The organism is Prevotella sp. P5-50, assembly GCF_002251295.1.
GTDB lineage: Bacteria > Bacteroidota > Bacteroidia > Bacteroidales > Bacteroidaceae > Prevotella.
The window spans coordinates 299,353-322,214 of record NZ_NPJA01000019.1 but is presented as its reverse complement, the minus strand read 5'-3'; the positions used below and the strand labels follow the sequence as shown (position 1 = coordinate 322,214).

General features: G+C 48.8%; 18 protein-coding genes. 13 read left to right on the top strand and 5 right to left on the bottom strand.

Going from position 1 to position 22,862, the window contains the following annotated elements:
• Nucleotides 1-329 precede the first annotated feature (329 nt).
• The 7 genes from CIK88_RS05055 (at nucleotide 330) to CIK88_RS05025 (ending at nucleotide 7,171) form a co-directional block, all read left to right on the top strand.
• The gene (locus tag CIK88_RS05055; RefSeq protein ID WP_094390978.1) at nucleotides 330-932 is read left to right on the top strand and encodes a DUF4254 domain-containing protein; all 603 of its coding nucleotides are present in this window, start codon (nucleotides 330-332) and stop codon (nucleotides 930-932) included.
• Between the two features lie 8 nt (nucleotides 933-940).
• Complete coding sequence (locus CIK88_RS05050; RefSeq protein WP_094435054.1) at nucleotides 941-1,993, top strand: glycosyltransferase family 9 protein; 1,053 nt, start codon at nucleotides 941-943, stop codon at nucleotides 1,991-1,993.
• A 186-nt stretch (nucleotides 1,994-2,179) separates the two neighbouring features.
• Complete coding sequence (locus CIK88_RS05045) at nucleotides 2,180-2,785, top strand: FKBP-type peptidyl-prolyl cis-trans isomerase (protein WP_094390979.1); 606 nt, start codon at nucleotides 2,180-2,182, stop codon at nucleotides 2,783-2,785.
• A gap of 34 nt (nucleotides 2,786-2,819) precedes the next feature.
• Nucleotides 2,820-3,689 (top strand): FKBP-type peptidyl-prolyl cis-trans isomerase, encoded by an 870-nt coding sequence (locus CIK88_RS05040; RefSeq protein ID WP_094390980.1) that lies wholly within the window; start codon nucleotides 2,820-2,822, stop codon nucleotides 3,687-3,689.
• Nucleotides 3,690-3,864: 175 nt separating this feature from the next.
• Complete coding sequence (locus tag CIK88_RS05035; protein WP_094390981.1) at nucleotides 3,865-4,338, top strand: Lrp/AsnC family transcriptional regulator; 474 nt, start codon at nucleotides 3,865-3,867, stop codon at nucleotides 4,336-4,338.
• A 19-nt stretch (nucleotides 4,339-4,357) separates the two neighbouring features.
• Nucleotides 4,358-6,127, top strand: coding sequence for a membrane dipeptidase (locus CIK88_RS05030; protein WP_094434949.1), 1,770 nt, complete (start codon nucleotides 4,358-4,360; stop codon nucleotides 6,125-6,127).
• Between the two features lie 39 nt (nucleotides 6,128-6,166).
• Nucleotides 6,167-7,171 (top strand): M28 family peptidase, encoded by a 1,005-nt coding sequence (locus CIK88_RS05025; protein ID WP_094434947.1) that lies wholly within the window; start codon nucleotides 6,167-6,169, stop codon nucleotides 7,169-7,171.
• A gap of 266 nt (nucleotides 7,172-7,437) precedes the next feature.
• On the opposite strand, the gene CIK88_RS05020 is transcribed toward CIK88_RS05025, so the two are convergent.
• Nucleotides 7,438-8,097, bottom strand: a complete 660-nt coding sequence (locus CIK88_RS05020) for a DUF4294 domain-containing protein (RefSeq protein ID WP_094434945.1) — start codon at nucleotides 8,095-8,097, stop codon at nucleotides 7,438-7,440.
• A 6-nt stretch (nucleotides 8,098-8,103) separates the two neighbouring features.
• Nucleotides 8,104-9,708, bottom strand: a complete 1,605-nt coding sequence (locus CIK88_RS05015) for a carboxylesterase/lipase family protein (RefSeq protein WP_094434943.1) — start codon at nucleotides 9,706-9,708, stop codon at nucleotides 8,104-8,106.
• A gap of 287 nt (nucleotides 9,709-9,995) precedes the next feature.
• Here CIK88_RS05015 and leuS point away from each other — a divergent pair, with 287 nt between their 5' ends.
• From leuS to CIK88_RS04995, 4 genes are read left to right on the top strand one after another with little or no spacing between them, the layout of a single operon-like run.
• Nucleotides 9,996-12,845, top strand: a complete 2,850-nt coding sequence (gene leuS, locus CIK88_RS05010; protein ID WP_094434941.1) for a leucine--tRNA ligase — start codon at nucleotides 9,996-9,998, stop codon at nucleotides 12,843-12,845.
• Between the two features lie 16 nt (nucleotides 12,846-12,861).
• Entirely contained in the window at nucleotides 12,862-13,818 is a 957-nt protein-coding gene (locus CIK88_RS05005) for a YitT family protein (protein ID WP_094390987.1), read from the top strand.
• 21 nt (nucleotides 13,819-13,839) lie between these two features.
• The gene (locus tag CIK88_RS05000) at nucleotides 13,840-14,460 is read left to right on the top strand and encodes a non-canonical purine NTP diphosphatase (protein WP_094390988.1); all 621 of its coding nucleotides are present in this window, start codon (nucleotides 13,840-13,842) and stop codon (nucleotides 14,458-14,460) included.
• Nucleotides 14,461-14,472: 12 nt separating this feature from the next.
• Nucleotides 14,473-16,527 carry a two-component regulator propeller domain-containing protein gene (locus CIK88_RS04995; protein ID WP_094434939.1) on the top strand — a complete coding sequence of 685 codons (2,055 nt, stop codon included), beginning with the start codon at nucleotides 14,473-14,475 and terminating at the stop codon, nucleotides 16,525-16,527.
• Nucleotides 16,528-16,552: 25 nt separating this feature from the next.
• Here the strand turns inward: CIK88_RS04995 and CIK88_RS04990 are convergent, their stop codons facing one another.
• A complete protein-coding gene (locus CIK88_RS04990; RefSeq protein WP_371591511.1) occupies nucleotides 16,553-17,257 on the bottom strand; it encodes an HAD family hydrolase in 705 nt (234 codons plus the stop codon).
• A gap of 21 nt (nucleotides 17,258-17,278) precedes the next feature.
• The gene (locus CIK88_RS04985; protein ID WP_094434937.1) at nucleotides 17,279-18,238 is read right to left on the bottom strand and encodes a hypothetical protein; all 960 of its coding nucleotides are present in this window, start codon (nucleotides 18,236-18,238) and stop codon (nucleotides 17,279-17,281) included.
• Nucleotides 18,239-18,344: 106 nt separating this feature from the next.
• Between CIK88_RS04985 and CIK88_RS04980 the strand changes: the two genes are divergently transcribed.
• Nucleotides 18,345-19,181: a C1 family peptidase gene (locus tag CIK88_RS04980; protein WP_094434935.1), complete on the top strand. Its 837-nt coding sequence runs from the start codon at nucleotides 18,345-18,347 to the stop codon at nucleotides 19,179-19,181.
• A 527-nt stretch (nucleotides 19,182-19,708) separates the two neighbouring features.
• Here the strand turns inward: CIK88_RS04980 and cysS are convergent.
• Nucleotides 19,709-21,199, bottom strand: a complete 1,491-nt coding sequence (cysS, locus tag CIK88_RS04975; protein ID WP_094390991.1) for a cysteine--tRNA ligase — start codon at nucleotides 21,197-21,199, stop codon at nucleotides 19,709-19,711.
• A 141-nt stretch (nucleotides 21,200-21,340) separates the two neighbouring features.
• Between cysS and CIK88_RS04970 the strand changes: the two genes are divergently transcribed.
• Nucleotides 21,341-22,846, top strand: coding sequence for a succinate CoA transferase (locus CIK88_RS04970; protein ID WP_094390992.1), 1,506 nt, complete (start codon nucleotides 21,341-21,343; stop codon nucleotides 22,844-22,846).
• The last annotated feature ends 16 nt before the right edge of the window (nucleotides 22,847-22,862 follow it).

Here is a 22,862-nt window from a genome sequence, read left to right as displayed (position 1 = left end):
CACTGTTTTCTTTTGTATTTCACTCACTTATTCTACACCTTTGGCGCCATGCACCCAAGGTACTCACGTTCGGAAATGCAAAAGAAAACGAGGTTTTCTTTTGTATTTCACTCACTTATTCTACACCTTTGGCGCTATGCGCCCAAGGTACTCACGTTCGGAAATGCAAAAGAAAACGAGGTTTTCTTTTGTATTTCACTCACTTATTCTACACCTTTGGCGCCATGCGCCCAAGGTACGCACGTTCGGAAATGCAAAAGAAAACGAGGTTTTCTTTTGTATTTCACTCACTTATTCGTACCTTTGCACCAAACAAAAAAATATAGACTATGACATTTACAGAAAAAGCTAACCAAATCTTCAAGCAAGCTATTCGTGACTATCACTTGAAAGATCATGTGGACACGCCCATTTCTAATCCTTACGAGCGCGACTCTATTGAGTATAGCCTGTATCTGAAATGCTGGATTGATACCGTACAGTGGCATCTGGAAGATATCATCCGCGATCCACACATCGACCCAACAGAGGCACTGGCTCTGAAGCGTCGCATCGACCACAGCAATCAAGACCGCACCGATTTGGTAGAGGAAATCGACTCTTACTTCCGTAAGTTGTATAGTGACATCAAGCCTTTGACCGACGCACGACTGAACACAGAGAGTCCAGCATGGGCCATTGACCGTCTTTCCATTCTGGCTTTGAAGATCTGGCACATGCAAGAACAGACCGAACGCAAGGATGCTGACGTTGCCCATGTAGAGAAGTGTCAAGCCAAACTGCAGGTTCTTCTTGAACAGCAGGTGGATCTCAGCACAGCCATCGACCAGTTGCTCGAAGACATTGAGCAGGGTCGCAAGTACATGAAGGTATATCGCCAGATGAAGATGTACAACGATCCTTCTACCAACCCTATTCTCTACAAGAAATAATTCAATTGGTGAAAAAGGAACATCTTCTCGTCATCCGATTCTCTGCATTAGGCGATGTGGCCATGACAGTGCCCGTCGTCTATGCATTGGCACAGCAGTATCCTGATGTGCGCATTACGGTATTGAGCCGTAACTTTGCACGTCCTTTGTTCGATGATCTGCTACCCAACATCAATTTTATGGAGGCTGACCTCAAACGCGAATACCGCGGTATCACTGGTTTGAACAGTCTCTACCGCCGTTTGTTGGCCAAACAGTTTACAGCCATTGCCGACCTTCACAGCGTACTGAGGTCAAGTTATCTGCGCATGCGCTTCAATCTGGACCACTATAAAGTGGCACACATTGACAAACATCGCAAAGACCGCCGTCGCATCACCTCTTCAAGCAATAAGCAACTGATTCAGTTGCCTACTTCATTCCAAAACTATGCTGATGTATTTGCCCGCTTGGGCTATCCCGTCAACGTACAGTTCCGCTCCATTTTTTCAGAAGATGGTGGTGACATGAATCTTTTGCCAGAGAGTCTTCCCCGTCCCACTGTCGGTCAACCGTGTATCGGCATTGCACCTTTTGCCGCACACGAAGGCAAAATCTATCCAGTTCGATTAATGGAACAGGTAGTAGAGCAATTGCTTGCCAAACATCCTGATACTCGCATCTATTTATTTGGCAAAGGCCAGCGCGAAGACGAAACATTCCCAAAATGGTGTGCTGCCCACCCCCAGTGTGTGTATGTAAGCCAACATTTGAATAATCTGCGCAACGAACTCATCTTAATGAGCCACCTCCAAGTAATGGTATCCATGGATTCTGCCAATATGCACTTGGCATCGCTGGTAGCCACACCCGTAGTAAGCGTATGGGGCGCCACTCATCCTTTTACTGGTTTTATGGGTTGGAATCAGAACCCAGAGAATGCCATCCAGATACCGTTGGAGTGCCGTCCATGTAGCATCTACGGCCAGAAACCATGCTTACGAGGTGACTATGCCTGCATGCGCAACATCGCACCAGAGCAGATTGTCAATCGCGTAGAACTGATTCTGAACAAGCATTAAATCCCGTTTACGGATAGTTCTGCCAGCTATTTCCATGTAGCACTATCCGTCAATGGCTTTTCTTGATATGAGAAAAACCATGAAACACTATAATTTTTCATAAAAAAATAATGCGGTATCAGAAAATATGTGTACCTTTGCGCCGATTTTAAAACAGATACATTAATAATATTATAAAAACAAAAAATGGATAAAGTAAGTTACGCTATGGGCATCGGTATCGGCATGCAGCTGAAGCAGATGGGTGCCACAGACATGAACGTTGACGACTTTGCAGCAGCCATCAAAGACGTGCTTGCAGGCAACGAACTGAAGGTACCAAACCACGAAGCGCAGCAAATTGTGCAAGATTACTTCATGGCACAAGAGAAGAAACTCAACGAACAGCGCGCCGCACAAGGCAAGATTGCCAAAGAAGCAGGTGAGAAATATCTGGCAGAAAACGCAAAGAAAGACGGTGTGGTTACACTGCCCAGCGGTCTGCAATATCAAGTTATCAAGGAAGGTAACGGTAAAAAGCCATCTGCCAAAGACACAGTACGCTGCCACTATGAGGGATTTCTCATCGATGGCACAGTTTTCGACTCATCAGTACAGCGTGGTGAACCCGCAGAATTCGGTTTGCAGCAGGTGATTGCCGGATGGACCGAAGGTCTGCAGCTGATGCAGGAAGGAGCTAAATACCGCTTCTTCATACCTTATATGCTGGGATATGGTGAGAGTGGAGCAGCAGGTGCTATTCCCCCATTTGCAGCACTTATTTTCGATGTAGAGCTCATCAAGGTGCTCTAAACCAAACAGAAATGATACAAACATTAGTAATACAATGAAGAAATTTACCATTGCAGCATTCGCTGTAGCCGCAGTAGCCATGCTTTCTTGCGGCAATGCCGCTCCCAAGGCTAACCTGAAGAGCGACGTAGACACACTGAGCTACGCCATCGGTATGGCACAGACTCAGGGTCTGAAAGATTATCTCGTAACACGTCTTGACGTGGATACCGCCTATCTGGACGAGTTTATCAAAGGTTTGAACGAAGGAGCCAATGCCGGCGACGACAAGAAGAAAGCCGCTTACTACGCAGGTATTCAGATTGGCCAGCAGATTTCAAACCAGATGATGAAGGGCATCAACCACGAGCTTTTCGGTGAGGATTCTACCAAGACCATCTCTCTGAAGAACTTCATGGCAGGTTTCATCAGCGGAACAACTGGTAAGGGTGGCCTCATGAGCATCGACTCAGCACAGATGGTTGCTCAGAAGATGATGCAGAGCATCAAGGCCAAGACCATGGAAAAAGCCTACGGTCCTAACAAGGCAGCTGGTGAGAAATTCCTTGCAGCCAATGCCAAGAAGGAAGGTGTGAAAACTCTTCCCGGTGGTGTACAGTATAAGGTTATCAAGGTAGGAACCGGTAAGATTCCTGCTGACACCTCAATGGTAAAGGTTAACTACGAGGGTCGCACCATCGACGGCAAGGTATTCGACAGCTCATACAAGCGCAACATGCCCGCAGACTTCCGTTGCAACCAGGTTATCAAAGGTTGGACAACCGCTCTGACCCACATGCCTGCAGGTTCTGTATGGGAGGTTTACATTCCTCAGGATCAAGCTTACGGTGAGCGCCAGCAGGGTGAAGACATCAAGCCTTTCTCTGCTCTCGTCTTCAAAATCGAGCTTCTCGAAGTGAAATAATCACCAGGGAAAACACCCCAACACAATAGTGTATATCGGTATCAAGGTCGATGAATAGGCCATGATACCGATATTTTGTCTAAAAAAACATAAATTATCAAGCAAAGTGTTGCCTGTTTCAACAATAATAACTACTTTTGCTTACAAATAGTAAAATATCTAAAACCATATAAATATGGCAGCAAACGACAAGATTGATAATCTCGACAAAAAGATTCTGAATATTCTATCTAAAAATGCCCGAATACCCTTCAAGGATGTTGCGGCAGAGTGTAACGTATCACGTGCAGCTATCCACCAGCGCGTCCAGCACCTCATAGAGGGTCACGTCATCATGGGTAGCGGTTTCGACGTTAATCCCAAAAGTCTGGGATACACCACCTGTACCTACGTAGGAATCACCTTGGAACGTGGTTCGATGTATAAGGACGTAGTGGAAAGAATACAGCATATCCCAGAAATCGTGGAATGTCACTTCACTACAGGTCCATACACCATGCTCGTAAAACTCTATGCCCGCGACAACGAACAACTCATGCAGTTGCTCAACGGCCAACTGCAAGACATCCCCGGTGTAGTGGCTACAGAGACTCTGATATCGCTCGAACAAAGCATCAAGCGTGAGATTCCTATCGGACCTAACGAATAATCATCTATCAACACTGCGTATGAACCGTTTTGACTGGCAAGCACAGCTGGCCAAATGCCATGCGTCGTTTCCTGCAGCAACGCACAAACCTGTCATTGCCATCACGGGAAACTATGGCGAAGGAAACTGCAAGCTCGCTCAAACCTATTATAAATCGGTGGAAAAAGCAGGCGGTGTGCCTATCATCATGCCTCCCTCTGCACAGACCGATACTATCATCAATACGCTTGAACATATTGATGGGCTTCTCATCAGCGGTGGCTCCGACTTCAATCCGCTGTTTGCAGGCGAGCAACCTGTTGTCAAGCTTGGAGGCATCAACGCCGAGCGCGACCTTGCCGAACTGCTCACTATACGGTTAGCCTACGATCGGCAGATTCCGATGTTAGCCATTTGTCGCGGCATTCAAGCATTGGCTATGGCTCTTGATGGCCATGTGGAACAGGATATCAACCACAGAGCACAGGTAAAACACAGTCAGGACGCAGACCGTTCAGAGCCCACCCACTCCGTAAAGATAGAGCCCGACTCTATTCTCGGTAGTCTCTATGCCGATACGCTCAAGGACAACGACGGCATACTCTACGTCAACTCATTTCATCACCAAGCAGTAGATCACTGCGGACCACGTTTCCGCACCACAGCAGAATCTGCCGACGGTATCATCGAAGCCATAGAAAGCCGTGAATACAAGAGTATCATTGGCGTGCAATGGCATCCAGAGTGTTTGGTCAATGGAGCGCCACTTTTCCAATGGTTGGTGAAGGAGTCAGAACATTTCTACCAAGCCTGCAAGCTCCATGAGCGCATCATCACCCTCGATACGCATTGCGACACACCGATGTTCTTCCCTCAAGGCGTAGATTTCGGCAGTCGCGACAAGAAGATATTGGTAGATCTCCACAAGATGACCGAAGGTCATCAAGATGCCACTATCATGGTGGCTTATCTGCCACAACCCAAACCCGGCGAGGACTTCCCATCAATTGTTGATTTCGATGTGAAGAATCCTACGGAATATGCAGACCTCATCTTCGACAAGATAGAAACCATGGTGGCCCACAATAAGTCCTACCTCAGCATTGCACGGACACCTGCCGACCTCTATGCCAATAAGAAGAAAGGGCTGAAGAGCATCATGCTGGGCATAGAAAATGGCTTAGCCATCAATGGCGATCTACGCAAGCTGCGCCATTTTGCAGAGCGCGGCATCGTCTATATGACACTCTGCCATAATGGTGACAACGACATATGCGACTCAGCACGCGGTTGCAATACCCATGGCGGTGTGAGCGACTTCGGCCAACAGGTCATTAGGAAGATGAACAAACTGGGCATCATGGTAGATATGAGTCATGCTGGTGAGCACAGTTTCTACGATGCACTCGACATCAGCCAACAGCCCATTGTGTGTAGCCACTCCAGCTGTAGAGCCCTTTGCGACCATCCTCGCAATCTCACCGACGACCAGATGCGACAGCTGGCTGCTAAGGGTGGTGTGATGCAAGTGACGCTCTATAATGGTTTCCTCTGCAAAGATGGCGAGGCTACAGTACTTGATGCACTGGCACATCTCGACCACGCTATCAATATTATGGGTATCGACCATGTCGGTTTAGGTTCTGATTTCGATGGCGATGGAGGCATTCGCGGACTCTCCTGCTCATCGGAAATGATCAATTTCACCCGACATCTCATGGCCAAACGCTATTCCGAACGCGACATCCAAAAGATTTGGGGACGCAATTTCCTGCGTATCATGAAACAGGTGCAAAGCGCCAAATCGTAGAAATCATTATCATATAGACTACAGACTACAAACAGAAAAATGACGAAACACCACATACTCAATATCGCCATGCTATGGGCTGCAATAGCCACCATCATGGCTTGCGGTACTACCAACAAACAACCTGCAACTGAGGAAAAACCTGTCAATATTGAATTTCATGCTGATTCTGCCTATGCTTTCTGTGCAGCACAATGTACCTATGGACCTCGCACAATGAATAGCGAGGCGCATGAGAAATGCGGCAAATGGATTGCTTCACAGTTTCAGAAATACGGTTGCAGCATTGAACTTCAGTGTGCAGACCTCAAGGGATTCGACGGCACAATACTCAAAAGCACCAACATCATCGCCTCTATGCCCAAACGCAGCACCGACGAAACACGCATCATGATATGTGCACACTGGGACAGTCGCCCATGGGCAGATAATGATCCCGACTCTGCCAACTGGCACAAACCCGTCATGGCAGCCAACGATGGCGCATCGGGAGTGGCTGTCATGCTCGAACTGGCACGCCTGCTTCAACACAACGACTCACTACCTGTAAGCATCGACTTTGTCTGCTTCGATGCCGAAGACTGGGGCGTACCACAGTGGAGCGACACCGCAGACGATGGCGACTCATGGGCATTGGGCGCACAACACTGGGCCAAGAACTATGCCGCAAGCGGTTCTAATAAGTATCGCTATGCCATTTTGCTCGATATGGTGGGTGGTCAGGGTGCCCGTTTCTACCACGAAGGCTTCTCACTGCAACATGCCGGACGCCTCGTTGACCGCATCTGGAGTGCTGCAAGTGCCGCAGGCTATAGCAGTTTCTTCCCTATGGAGGCAGGCGGCTACGTGACCGACGACCACATACCTGTGAATGAAGTGGCCCATGTCCCCTGTGTAGATATCATCAACCACTATCCCGATTGCCAACAAAGTTCCTTTGGACCGACGTGGCACACCGTCAGTGACGATATGCAACATATCGACAAGAACACGCTGAAAGCCGTAGGCCAGACCCTGCTGCAAGTGGTTTTCAACGACAAATAATCACAAGGTAGGTCAATGGGCTTTACTGTATTGCCAGACTATGAACCATTGCTCCATCCAACAAACCCCATTGCGATTGCTTGAGAACAAGTAATGCCGACGCCCAAGAAGGCATCACGCGGCAACACATATATTTTAGTTTTTCATTTTTTATCGAACACCGAACACCACTATAACGTAATTCATTATCGGATATAACTTTATAGTGGTGTTCGATGATGATAAGTTTAGGTTATCAAACACCTGTCAAACACTTACGGAACACATCAGAGTTGACCAGCTTCCACCATCAGCACGACTCGTTCGGTGAGTCTATCCACACCTTCCGGATCGTATTCTTTCTTCAAACTGGCGCCGAACGCCCATGCAAAAGCCTGATAGAATCCAGCACGCACAGGTCCGAGAAAGGCTTGAATCATATTGTAGGAAGATGAATGACTCTCGCGATAGATGAGTTTGATCAGGAGTTTTCCCTGTGAATACGTCAGTTTTTTCATCTTCGGCTGATACTCTTTCCAGATGCTTTTCTCTACGCGCTTCATGTGTTCCTCCTTCGATTTCTTGTCAGGCAAAGTTTCCAGAAACTCCGCAGTCTCCATCATAATGGTACGCGCCTCCTTGGCAATAGGCAGTACGCGCTTCACATTGCGCACCAATCTATTAAACGCCATCTGCTGTTTCTTGCTACTGAAGGAGATGGGGGGATAAACATAGACATTGTTCATCTCCATATACTGGATGCTGTCGCCGCCTTCCAGCACCTTTCCAACCTTGACCATCGGCATGAACGTAGGGCCAAACGGATCGTCGTCGGCTTTACTCTCGTTGGCAGGGTCGGTCTGTTGCGCATAGAGTGACAATGTCATAACGGCCATTAGCGACACCATCAGACAGCGAAGCGTATCAGTTTTAAGGTATTGCAGCATGATGGTTTATTTCCAAAACAACTTGTCCATCAGCAAATAACGCTGTTGCATCGCCTCATCGGTCTTAACAAAAGTATGCACGTCAATCTGCAATACGGGTGGAACAGTTTTGCCGTTGACTGCCGGCCAATTCACCAAACCGAGTCCGTTGGGGTTTCCTGTCTTCACAAAATTAGCGTAATAGTTGCTGAACACATCAGAGATCATATAGTCATCGGGCTGCCAGTCATAGACTCTGTTTGTGGGCAACGTACCCATGGCATACTCAATATCGGCAGAATGTACCGCTCCTTTGTCTTGTGACACTGCGGGTTCACCATCTTTTGCATCTAGTATTCCACCAGCCAGTCCTGCCACTTTCCCCTTGACAGCCATTGCTGGACGCGGATGGCAGTAGCGATAGCGATAAACTGGTTGTCCACTGGTCAACTGGTGCATGTGTCCCCACTTCCATGTGGAATAGTCGAGGAATAAATCAGAAGCCAAGTCAGTGCCCGGCTGTCCTGTCACATCGTTAGCAGTATAGATGCCATATAGACGGAACAGTTGGTCGGTGGCATCGCCAAACTTCTGACGTGCAGCTTCTTTCAAAACCTCTACAGAGGCTGGCTGACCAGCCAGAATCGCTTGAGGCGACATCTCTTGATTGTTTCCACCAATGAGCAAAGGAATGTGCAACTGCTTTCCGTCGGCATAAGTCTGTGTGGGTTGTTCTGTGAAGAAATAGCCATCAATGCAGTATTTCGGTACGTTTCTCACGTTGGCACGCTTCATGAGTTCTTCTGCCGGCATGGCACGCAACTGTTTAATAGTCTTACAACCCAGCGCTTTTGCTATTTCTACGCCAGCTGTCTCAGCCTCTTTGAGTGTAGCAACAGCGTTGAATCCCATGACAGAGCCGCTTGATCCGATGGCTTGTGCTATCAGTCCTTGACACAGTGGCGATGCCATCAAGGCACTTACCGACATTGATCCAGCCGATTCGCCTGCTATCGTGATGCGTTCGGAATCGCCACCAAAGTCTGCAATATGTGTTTTCACCCATTGAATGGCAGCCACTTGATCCATGAATCCATAGTTTCCCGAACCTTTATAGGCTGTTTCTTTCGACAGTTGCGGATGAGAGAAGAAACCGAAGATGCCTTCACGATAATTGGCAGTAATAGCGATTATGCCCTTTCGCGCCATGCTCTCTCCGGCATATCTGGGTTCGCTACCGCTTCCAGCCATGAGTCCTCCACCGTTGAAATAGATGAGCACAGGTAGTTTCTCCTTCATGGTGTGAGCAGGAGTCCATATATTCAGATATAGACAGTCTTCGCTGTTTTCCTTCGTACCGAAGTTCATGTCGCCAAATATATTCTCTTGCATGGGGTTAGGCCCAAAGTCTTTAGCACTACGCACACCCTCCCATGCTACAACGGGCTGTGGTGCTTTCCATCGCAGATCGCCCACTGGCGGTGCAGCAAATGGTACTCCGAGAAACACTTTCACACCAGAACGCTCCATTCCTTCAAGCGTTCCATCAGTTGTTTTCACCTGTGGGTTGCCTTGTGCCATCATTCCGATGGTACAGAAGCAAGCAGCCATCATCATCAGCATCTTGTTCATCTGTCGTTTCGTTTTAAATTTGTTTCTATTCTATAGATTATCGGAAAAGGTAATTCTGTTCCTTCTTCGCGATGTTGCAAAGGTACGATTAAGTGAGCGAAAAGCAAAAGAAATTTCATTTTTTCTTATTTCTTCTCTTACGTGAGTCGCTTTACAAGGTCATCATAAAGATAGTGCTACACCTCTTAAATAAAAGAAAAACGGGGTTTTTCTTTGTATTTCGCTCGGTTTGCACTACCTTTGCAGTAATATTATATAAATAAGAAGAAAACAAAAAATACGAAAATATGGAATACAATTTTAGAGACATCGAACAGAAGTGGCAGAAGCGCTGGGTAGAGATGAAAACCTACCGCGTGACAGAAGACCCTACAAAAAAGAAATTCTACGTGCTCAACATGTTCCCCTACCCCTCTGGAGCCGGACTCCATGTGGGTCACCCATTGGGCTATATTGCCAGCGACATCTACGCTCGCTATAAGCGCCAGCAGGGCTACAACGTGTTGAATCCGATGGGATACGATGCCTATGGACTCCCCGCAGAGCAGTATGCCATACAAACCGGACAGCATCCAGAGAAGACTACTACAGAGAATATTGCGCGCTACAGACAGCAGTTGGACAAGATTGGATTCTCCTTCGACTGGGAACGCGAGGTGCGCACTTGCGATCCTATCTACTATAAATGGACACAATGGGCGTTCCAACGCATGTTCAAATCATACTACAGCACTTCTTCACACAAAGCACAGCCTACCATCAAACTGATAGAACACTTCGAACTGATGGGTTCTAAAGACTGTGGTGCACTGGGAACAGAGGAATTGGACTTCACTGCTTCTGACTGGGCATCGTACTCTGAGAAGAAAAAGCAAGAAGTGTTGATGAACTACCGCATAGCCTATCTTGCCGACACCATGGTCAACTGGTGTCCTCAACTCGGCACGGTACTTGCCAACGATGAGGTAGTGGATGGCGTCAGCGTACGCGGTGGCTACCCTGTAGTGCAGAAGAAGATGCGCCAGTGGTGTCTGCGCGTATCTGCATACGCCCAGCGTTTGCTCGACGGACTCGACACAATCGACTGGACCGACTCTTTGAAAGAGACTCAGCGCAACTGGATTGGACGCTCCGAAGGTACCGAAGTAGAGTTCAATGTGGCCGATTCCGACAAGCACTTCACCATCTTCACCACGCGTGCCGATACCATGTTTGGTGTAACCTTCATGGTTCTTGCTCCTGAATCAGATCTCGTTGCCGAACTCACCACCGATGCTCAAAAAGCCGATGTAAGCGACTATATCGCCTATGTGAAGAAGCGTACTGAGCGTGACCGTATTTCCGACAAAAAAGTGACAGGTGTTTTCTCTGGTTCATACGCTATCAATCCGTTCACAGACGAAAAAATTCCCATCTGGATTTCAGAGTATGTATTGGCCGGATACGGCACAGGTGCCATCATGGCAGTACCTGCCCACGACTCGCGCGACTATGCTTTTGCCAAGCATTTCAACCTTCCCATCATCCCACTGATAGAAGGCGCCGATGTTTCTGAAGAGAGCTATGATGCCAAAGAAGGCATTGTCTGCAACTCTGCTTCAGCAAAGTTCAGCCTCAACGGATTGACCGTGAAGGAGGCCATTGCCGCCACCAAGAAATATGTGGAAGCCAACGGACTGGGCCGCGTCAAGGTGAATTACCGCCTGCGCGATGCCATCTTCAGTCGTCAGCGCTATTGGGGCGAACCATTCCCCGTATATTATAAGGACAATATGCCCTATATGATTCCGAAGGAATGTCTGCCTTTGGAATTGCCTGAAATAGACGAATACAAGCCAACAGAGTCTGGCGAGCCCCCATTGGGCCGTGCCAAGTTGTGGGCGTGGGATACCAAGACCAACCAAGTAGTAGATAAGAGTCTGATAGACCATAAGAGCGTATTCCCTCTCGAACTCAACACCATGCCCGGATTCGCAGGTTCTTCTGCCTACTATCTGCGCTATATGGATCCTAAGAACGAGAAAGCCCTCGTAAGTAAAGAGGCTGATGAATACTGGCGCAACGTAGATCTCTATGTTGGCGGTACAGAGCATGCCACCGGTCACCTCATCTATTCACGCTTCTGGAACAAGTTCTTGTTTGATTCAGGCTACAGTTGCGAGGACGAACCATTCAAGAAACTGGTAAACCAAGGCATGATACAGGGTCGCAGCAACTTTGTATATCGCATCAACGATGAGGGCGCAGACAAGGGCAAGTTTGTCAGTCTGAACCTCAAAGGCAGTTACAAGGATGTAACTCCCATACACGTTGACGTGAATATCGTCAGCAACGACGTGCTCGACCAAGATGCTTTCCGCGCTTGGCGACCAGAGTATGAGCATGCAGAATTTATCCTTGAAGACGGAAAATACATCTGTGGTTGGGCAATTGAAAAGATGTCTAAGTCGATGTTCAACGTGGTCAACCCCGATATGATTGTTGAGCGCTACGGTGCCGACACCTTACGTCTATACGAAATGTTCCTTGGTCCGGTAGAACAGTCTAAGCCTTGGGACACCAACGGAATAGACGGTTGCCACCGCTTCTTGAAGAAGTTCTGGGCTTTGTTCTATGGCAACAGCCGCGACAACGCCGATGGCAAACTGCTCGTTGACGATGCTGAGCCCACAAAAGCCCAGTTGAAGAGTGTCCACAAACTGATTAAGAAGGTGTCACAAGACATCGAGGAATTCTCTTACAACACGTCTATCTCTGCCTTTATGATTTGCGTTGGCGAGATGGCACAGTTGAAGTGTCACAACCGCGAACTTCTCCGCACCCTCGTTACACTATTGGCCCCCTTCGCACCCCATATCAGCGAAGAACTTTGGGAGGCTTTGGGCGAGACCGGCAGCGTTTGCGATGCCCCATGGCCCACATGGAATGAAGAGTTCTTGGTAGAAGATACCGTAAAACTTGGTGTTGCCTTCAACGGCAAAACACGTTTCGACATGGAGTTTGCTGCCAATGCTGACAATAAAACCATCGAAGAAGCCGTGATGGCAGATCCTCGCTCACCGAAGTATATCGACGGCAAGCAAGTGGTCAAAGTCATCATAGTGCCCAAACGCATGGTAAACATCGTTTGCAAATAAATATCAAATACGGCATATGACTATCAATCACAAAATGCTGTGGAACGAGATGAAGGACTATTTCTTCATCACCGTTGGCTTGCTGCTATATACCATTTCGTTCACCGTATTCCTCATGCCTTATGAGATTGTAGGTGGCGGAGTGACTGGCTTGTCGGCCATTATCTACTATGCTACCGGTTTCCGTTTGGAAAATACCTATATCATTATCAACGGCATTCTGCTGATTGTCGCGTTGAAGGTATTGGGCTTCAAGTTTCTAATGAAGACCATCTATGCCATCGTTACGCTCTATTTCATGCTGAAGTTTGCCCAAGACATCTTGCCCAAACAGCCCAACGGCCTGCCCATCAAGTTGCTGGGCGAAGGGCAGGACTTCATGTCGATGGTTATAGGATGTATGTTTGGCGGCATTGCCCTTGCCACCGTATTCTCCAACAACGGTTCTACGGGTGGTACCGATATTATTGCAGCATCTATCAATAAGTATCACAACGTATCGTTGGGTACTGTACTGATAGCCGCCGACTTCTGTATCATCGGTTCGTGTATGTTCTTCCCACAGTTTGGCACCTATATCGAGCGCGCCCACAAGGTAGTGTTTGGTTTCTGTGTGATGACGATGGAGAACTTTGTGCTCGACTATGTGATGAATGCACGAAGGGAGTCTGTGCAGTTTATGATATTCTCTCGCAAGTGGCAGGAGATTGCCAATGCCATCGGAACACAGATGGACCATGGTGTAACCATCCTCGATGGCCATGGCTGGTACACTGGTAAGGAACTCCGCGTATTGTGTATTTTGGCCAAAAAGAATGAGAGCGTCAACATCTTCCGCCTCATCAAGATGATCGACCCCAACGCCTTTGTAAGCCAAAGTGCCGTTATCGGTGTCTATGGCGAAGGCTTTGACGAGATGAAAGTAAAGATTAAAAAAGTTAAAAAGGCGGTGGAAGAAATCCCTAAGGAATGATGCCGCCGACAAACTATAACGATGAAAATTGTATTTGCAACCAATAACCAACATAAGTTGGAAGAGATTCGCAGCATCCTTGGAAACCGTTTCGAGGTGGTGTCGTTAGCCGACATCGGCTGCCATGAGGATATTCCCGAAACGGGCAAGACCCTTGAGGAGAATGCCCTGCAGAAGGCTCAGTATGTGTATGACCACTATCATGTGAGCTGTTTTGCCGACGATACCGGTCTTGAAGTAGAGGCTCTCAACGGTGCACCGGGTGTTTATAGCGCACGCTATGCTGGTGGCGAAGGCCACGACTCGGAGGCCAATATGCAGAAGCTGCTTGCCGAACTGGCAGGAAAAGACAATCGCCAAGCACGCTTCCGCACCGTCATTGCGCTGATAGAGCGACGCGATGTGTGCCCCTGCGGTTGCACTGCTGTGAAGAAAGTGACCGAGTTTGAAGGCATTGTCAACGGCACCATCACCCACGAGAAGCACGGCAGTGAAGGCTTCGGCTACGACCCCGTGTTCCAACCCGAAGGTTACGACCACACCTTTGCAGAACTCGGAGTGGATGTCAAAAACACCATCAGCCACCGTGCACGTGCCACTCAGAAGTTGGCCGACTATCTGCGTGCAACTCTTGGAAAATAAACTATAAGAAAAATGATACTATCCCCACGTCAGACAGCATCATGGCTCATGTCCCACGACATTAGCTTTGGTGCTGTCTGTCGTTGTGTATGTACCCTGCTATGCTGGTTTGCCATGACGACAGTCCATGCACAGCCCGGCACCTGGCAGTATTATTTAGCCTATGGCGAACCGCAACAAATAGAGAAAGCAGAGCAAGGACTCTTCGTCAAAGCGAGTGGCAATCTCTATCACTACAACCTCAACGACCAGTCGGTTACTACTTTCGACCGGTCCAACGGCCTGAATGGCGGTCAGCTATCCCATATCAAATGGTGTAGCGAAGCCCATCGCCTCATCGCCATTTATACCAATGCCAATATCGACCTCATCAATCCTGAGGGTGAAGTGACCAATATGCCCGACCTCTATATGGCAACGATGGCAGGCAGCAAGAAGGTTCACCGCATTGTTACCGACGGTAGCATCGCCTACCTCTGTGTGGGTTCCAGCATTGTGAAGATAGATGTGGCGAATGCCCATGTGGTAGAAACTTACACCTTAGGCAGCGATGTTTGGAATGTGATGCCGGTTGACGGCAACCTCTATGCCAATACCGCAGCGAGCGGCGTGATGGTTGGGCGGATGTCCGACAACCTCATCAATCCTGCCAACTGGCACTCGACAAGCCATTTCCCTGAATCCATTTACGATGCTTACCGGGGTGACTACGATGCCTATATATCCATCGTCAGCCAGATAAATGCCGGTGGACCACACTACAACGAGTTCAACAGTCTGTGGTTCGTCAACGGATGTTTGTATGGAGTAGGTGGCGGTTGGTACGACGGAGGACAGATGGATCGCACCGCCCAATGGCAGCAAATGGACCGCGAGGGACATTGGCAGCAAATCGATGCTCCAATGAAAAAGGATGCGGTGAGCATGGCTATCGACCCTGCCGATGCCACACATCTTTATATAGCGACCTGTGGCAACGGCCTCTTTGAGTTTCGCAACGGGCAATCGGTGGCTCAATACACCGCAGGCAATAGTCTGTTGGCAAGTGCCATTCCGGGCAACAACAACTATGTGCGTGTTGATGGACTCTTCTACGACCGTCAGCATCGCCTTTGGATGACCAACAGCGAGACCCAGCACCCACTTATCCGCATGAACAGTGAAGGCACGATGGAGTCACTCGACCATCCCTCACTCTTCTATAACGGCACGCCCCTAACCATCTTGCGCAACCCTACGACCGACCATACGGGTAAGGTTTGGCTTGTCAACAGTCATCACCATCACCCTTGCCTGGTGCGCATCGACCCTGAAACAGACGAGGTGGACCGCTTTGATGCCTTGCGCAATCAAGACGAAACACCCTTGCGCGACATCTATAGCTTCAACTGTGTGGCAGAAGATAAAGATGGCAATATATGGGCAGGCACCAATCAGGGACCGCTGATGCTCACTCCACAACAGCAACAATCGCCCGACTACGGATATACGCAGATTGTCGTTCCGCGCAATGATGGCAGCGGTTATGGCGACTATCTGTTGGAGGGAATCAGTGTGACTGCCATGGCTATTGATGGCGGCAACCGCAAATGGATAGGCACAGAAAGCAACGGCGTCTATGTAATCAGTAGCGACAACACCACCGAAGTGGCTCATTACACCTCAGCCGACAGCGGTTTGCTGTCTGACCGCATAGAGAGTATCGCCATCGACGGACAGACCGGACGGGTGTATATCGGCACGGAAGAGGGGCTATGCGCTGTGGTTTCCGATGCTACCGATGCCGCTGAAAAGATGGAGAAAGGTGTGGTGCGCGCCTATCCCAACCCTGTAGCCCCCGACTATACGGGACCTATCACCATTGAAGGACTGAGTTACGATGCGGATGTGCGCATTGTAAACACGGCAGGCATGCTGGTGGCACGTGGGCGCAGCACGGGTGGCACCTATATCTGGGATGGTTGCGACAGCAAAGGGCGCCGCGTGGCCTCTGGCGTCTATCATGTTTTGACCGCTACAAGCGACGGTCATCGAGGCACCGTTTGCCGCATTGCCATCATCCGATAAGTGGCAATGCGTCAAGCGCTATAATTTAAAGACAGTCCATCAGTTGACTGAAATGTTCTATCTTCGTTAATCTTTCGTGTGGAAACTCTTGCGATTTCTCCAATGCCCATACTGCATGGAAGGGAATATGTACTGCCCAGGCGCCAACAGCAAGTGCCGGAGCAATGTCGCTACGGAAGGAGTTGCCCACCATGAGTGTTTCATGGGGATCCACACCAAGGGTGTCGCAGAGTGTGCGATAGGCGGTTTCGGTCTTGTCGGACACAATTTCCACATGCGAGAAATAGGGCAACAGTCCTGATCGCGACAGTTTATCCTCCTGTCCCATCAGTTCACCTTTGGTAAATACCACCAACCGGTAGCGTCCCGCTTCGTGGAGTTGGCGCAGCGTAGATTCCACTTCAGGCAACGGAGTAGCAGGGAAACGCAGCAGACGCTTACCCATTTCGATGATTTGGAGTAGCACATCGGCACCGATACGACCATCGGTCAGTTTGATAGCATTCTCCAACAGCGACAGGGTGAATGCCTTAGTGCCATAGCCGAAAAGCGGCATATTAGCGCGCTCGATGGCAAAGAGGCTGTCTGCCACGCGTTGTCTGTCGCTCACCCAAGGTTTGAGCATATCGGCAAGTTGCTCTTCGGCACGGTCAAACCAAGTCTGACAGTCCCATAGGGTATCGTCGGCATCGAAAATGATGGTCGTGATATCGGTCTTTGTCATTGTCATGTTGCGATGTTATTCAGTAAGTCACGGAGTGGGATGGGTGCGGCGGTAGTGCCACAGTTCGGCTGAGTTGATGATGTTCTGCCACAGCACATAACAGCCTGCGCCTACCGATGCAACAGGATGCAGATAGAGGTAAGCCACCCAAATGGCTAACGAGGTGTTCTTCTGAAACAGGGCTTGACCGCTGCAGATTTCCTCGCCAAGGTGTCTGCCAATGGCGCGACCAATGCCGAACTGCACGAAGCAGACCACGAAACTCAATGCAGCAATAGCCGTGAGCAACCACAATGGTGCATTGCTGTGCAGGATATTCTTCACCGTTACACCGGCTACAATAGTGAGCGAGACGCCCCATAGATAGAAACTCAGATTGGGCATGGAGGCAATGCGACGGCAGACCGCCTTCACATAGTGCTGCATCAGCCAGCCCAAGACCAACGGCAACAGGAGCACCATCGATACTTTTTGCAGAATAATGAGGAAGGTTTCGAAGAATGTAAGATGCACCGTACTGGTCAGCGGAGGAAACACCAAGGGTATCATCAATGCCGATGCAAGGGCTGAGATGACGGTAAAGGTGGTCATCGTATTGATGTTTCCACCGAGCTTGCCCGTCACAACGGGCGCTGCCGATGCCGACGGGGCGATGGTACAAGTAAGCACTCCTTGCCAGATGAGCTGTTGGTCAAGGTCGTCACCTACCAGAAAGATGATGCCGAGATTGGAAACTACCAGCAATACCTGTGCTGCAAGCACACCAATATGCCAACGATGGGGGCGCATCTGATGGAAATCGACCTTGCAAAAGGTGGCTAACAGCGTGAGAAACACCGTCACCGGGAATATCACATCGATAACGGGGCCTAGCCTATTGCCCAGTCCGTCGAGCTGCGGCACATAGTAGAACAGCAGATAAACTGTTGCACCAAGAGCTATTGCCACAGGCAGCGTCCAGTCTTTCAGAAAGCGTATTATATTCATGTCTTACTCTCTTTTCATCTGCAAAATTACTGCTTATCGGGGGAATGACAAAAGAAAGTGGACGTTTCTTTTGTCATTCCGCCCATCTTTATGTACTTTTGCACGCATGAAACACGCTACTGCTATATTACTCATCGGTATCATCCTGCTGACGGGAGGATGCAGGAACCAACCGCCTGTGGCTTTTCAAGAGGTGGTGAGTCTGCCGTTCACTCCTGTCAAAAACCAAGGCAACGACGCGCTCTGCTGGGCTTATGCCATGCTCGCCACCATCGAGACGGAACATATCTGCCGAGGTGACTCGGTAAACCTATCACCTTATTATATCAAGAGGCTGGTGGGAAAACAGCGACAGCGTGGTATGGGACACTCCTTGCTCCGCTTGATGGCTAATAAAGGTATTGTGCCGTTCGACACCTATCCCGACTCTACCCACGACCAACTGCCGTTGCCACAGTGGGTGTTCATGCTCGGTGCACGTTATACGCCACAGGAGTTTGCCCACAGTGTGTGTGGACCAGAGGAATACATGGCGGTAACTTCCGACCCTACCCAGCCTTATGGCAAGATGATTGTGGCAGACTATCCCGACAACTGGGAGCGGGAAACCTTTCTCAACGTGCCTCAAGACTCGTTGGTTGCCATAGTCTTGCGTGCCCTGCACCATCGCCATCCCGTTTGTTGGGAGGGTGATATCAACAACAGTGGATTTTCTTTTCGTAGCGGCATAGCCGACCACACCACCTCGTCACGACCCGATGACGACCACTGCATGACGATAATAGGACTGGCACGCCACCCCGACGGGCGGCTGTTCTTTAAGATGAAAAACTCATGGGGAACCGACAATCCCTATGGCGGAATGGTGTATATGTCGCAGGAGTATCTGCGCTGCTGCACCGTTGCACTATACCTAACGCGCGAAGCATACCTCGGTAAATAGCCTACCGATAGCACTTTACTTGCTGACGAAGGCCACTTGGTTCTGCAATTCAAATTGATTTGCTGAGCAATTCAAATTGATTTGCAGAGTAATTCAAATTGATTTGCAGAGTAATTCAAATTGATTTGCTCTGCTAACTGATTTTTATAAGAGACGAACGAAATATTCGTTGATGTGCAAACTCATTGAATTTGCGAAGTAAATTCATTGAAATTGCTGACCAAATTCATTGAAATTGCTGACCAAATTCATTGAAATTGCTGAGTAACGCAACTCGCATAGCACTATAATACACTATATACCATCATGTTACACAACTCTTAAGAGTGGGCGGAAAAACATGGTTTTTCTGGCTTCCAACGCTATACATGGTGCAGAGGACCTATACACACGTGATTGATGCTTCGTGCATTGCCCCAAAAACATGATCATAAAAAAACAGGGCGATATCACATCGGCCTGTTTAAACGATGATTTATAAAAAAAGGCTTTTATACTAAACAATGTAAAAATACATCAAATTGTTCTCATTTATTAAGTTTCCAGGTGACACCATCCTTAGTGTCTTTTACCTCAAAACCTGCTGCTGCCAACTCATCACGAATCTTATCTGATGTGGCCCAGTCCTTATCTGACTTGGCCTTGGCACGCAATTCAAGCACCATATCGACCACCTTTCCGAAGGCTTGCTCGCGCTCCTGGCTTGTTTCACTCGCCTCTTCACGCAGACCAAGAATGTCGAATGTGAACAGGCGCATGGTGTCGCTAAGCTCTTTCAGACAGTCGGCACAGATGGTAGCTTTATGGTCAACGAGCTTGTTGACTACCGAGCAAGCCTCAAACAGATGGCTGATGACCTGTGGAGTAGCCAAATCGTCGTTCATAGCATCGTAGCATTTCTGGCGCAACGACTTCACAATATGTTCGGTCTCACTATCACAATGTGCGCTGACATTGATGCGCTTCAGGTCGGCAATGCCTTGCAACAGTTTCTGTAAGCCCTTCTCCGATGCCTTCAATGCCTCGTTGGAGAAATCAACAGTGCCGCGATAGTGGGCAGAAAGTATGAAGAAACGGATGGTCATGGCGCTGTAGGCCTGTTCCAACAATGGGTGATTGCCGCTGAAAAACTCGTTGAGCGTAATGAAATTGCCCAGCGATTTGCCCATCTTCTGACCGTTGATGGTCAACATATTATTATGCATCCAGTATTTAACCATAGGGTGTCCCTGGGATGCAATGGCTTGCGCGATCTCACATTCATGGTGTGGGAAAATCAAATCCATACCACCACCGTGGATGTCGAAAGTATCGCCAAGATACTTACGGCCCATGGCTGTACACTCACAGTGCCATCCGGGGAAACCGTCACTCCATGGCGAAGGCCAGCGCATGATGTGCTCTGCCGATGCTTTCTTCCACAAAGCAAAGTCGGCTTGGTGGCGCTTTTCACCCACACCTGCCAACTCGCGGCTCTCATCCTTCGTGTTTTCGAGCGATCGTCCACTGAGTTCACCATATTTATATTGCTTGTTGTAAGCCTCGATGTCAAAGTAGATAGAACCGTTCGACTTGTAGGCAAAACCATTGTCCAATATCTGCTGCACCAATTGCTGCTGTTCGATGATGTGACCAGTGGCATGCGGTTCGATGCTCGGAGGCAACACGTTGAGGGCTTCCATAGCCTGATGGTAGCGGTTGGTATAGTACTGGGCTATCTCCATCGGCTCCAATTGCTCCAAACGAGCCTTCTTTTCTATCTTGTCGTCGCCTTCATCGGCATCGTGCTCCAAGTGGCCCACATCGGTAATGTTGCGCACATAGCGAACCTTATAACCTAAATGGCGAAGATAACGAAACACCAAGTCGAAGGTAATGGCAGGGCGAGCATGGCCCAAATGGGGGTCGCCATAGACGGTAGGACCACACACATACATGCCTACATGAGGTGCATTCAATGGTTCAAAACGCTCTTTTTGACGAGTTAGCGTATTGTATATTACGAGTTTGGATTCCATTCTATTTTAAGTTTTACTTTTGCAAAATTACTAATAACACACCGAAAAACAAAGTTTTTGACTTCAAAATTTGACTTTTCAACAAATATTTCGTAATTTCGCACCCACTAACGGAATATAAACTACCCAAACATAAAACAAATGGCTTATACACGCATGACCGCTGCAGAAGCTGCAGCGCTGATCAACAACAACGACAACATCGCCATGAGTGGCTTCACGCCTGCTGGTGTTGCCAAAGCTGTCACAAGAGAACTGGCAAAGAAAGCAGAGGCAGAACACGCTGCTGGACGCGAGTTCAAAGTTGGTATCTTCACCGGTGCTTCGACCGGACAGTCCACAGATGGCGTACTGGCCAATGCACAGGCCATTAAATACCGTGCTCCATATACCACCAATCCAGATTTCCGCAAGCGCGTCAACATGGGAGAAATCCCATACAACGACCTGCACCTGAGCCACATGGCACAGGAACTGCGCTATGGTTTCTATGGTGAGATTGACTGGGCTATACTCGAAGTATGCGACATCGAGGAGTGTGGCAACGAGTATCACGTCTATCTGACCGCTGCTGGTGGCATCTCGCCAACGGCTGCACGCCTCGCCAAGCATGTGATTCTCGAACTGAACAGCTTCCACAACCCCAACGCAAAGTTCATCCACGATGTCTATGAACCTCTCGATCCTCCTTACCGCAAGGCTATCCCCATCGAAAAGGTTGGCGATCGCATCGGTGTGCCCTATGTAGTTATACCCAAAGACAAGCTCGTGGGCGTTGTAGAATGTAACATCCCCGACGAGGCAAGAGCTTTCAAAGACTCTGACCCCGTAACAGAAAAAATCGGTTTCCTTACTGCCGAATTCCTCGTTTCAGAACTCGCCAAGGGACGTATTCCTAAGGAATTCCTCCCCTTGCAGAGTGGCGTAGGATCTACAGCTAACGCTATCCTCGGTGCGCTGGGACAAGACAAGCAGGTGCCCGACTTCAATATCTACACCGAAGTGATACAGAACTCTGTCATTGACATGATGCTCACAGGTCGCGTGAAAGATGCATCTGCATGCTCACTGACCGTGTCAAACGACTGCCTCATGCAGGTTTATGACAACATGGACTACTTCAAAGACCACCTCACACTGCGCCAGAGCGAGATTTCAAACAGTCCTGAGATCATTCGCCGACTGGGTGTTATCGCTATCAACACCGCTATTGAGTGTGACCTCTACGGCAATGCAAACTCTACACATATCAGTGGCGTGAAGATGATGAACGGTATTGGTGGTTCGGGAGACTTCGAGCGCAACGCTTACCTCTCTATCTTCACCTGTCCGTCAACAGCCAAAGGCGGCCTCATCAGTAGCATCGTGCCTTTCGTAAGCCATCAGGACCACTCAGAACACGATGTCAATATCATCGTAACAGAGCAAGGTGTGGCTGACTTGCGCGGTAAATGTCCGGAAGAAAGAGCGAAACTCATTATCGAGCAGTGCGTACATCCAGACTACAAGCAACTGTTGTGGGACTACATGAAGATTGCCAAAGGCGGTCACACACGCCACAATCTGCCCGCTGCATTCGCTATGCACGACTCATTGGCACGCAAGGGCGATATGCGACTGACCGATTTCGCGGAATATGTGAAATAACATCAGCGTGAAAAAA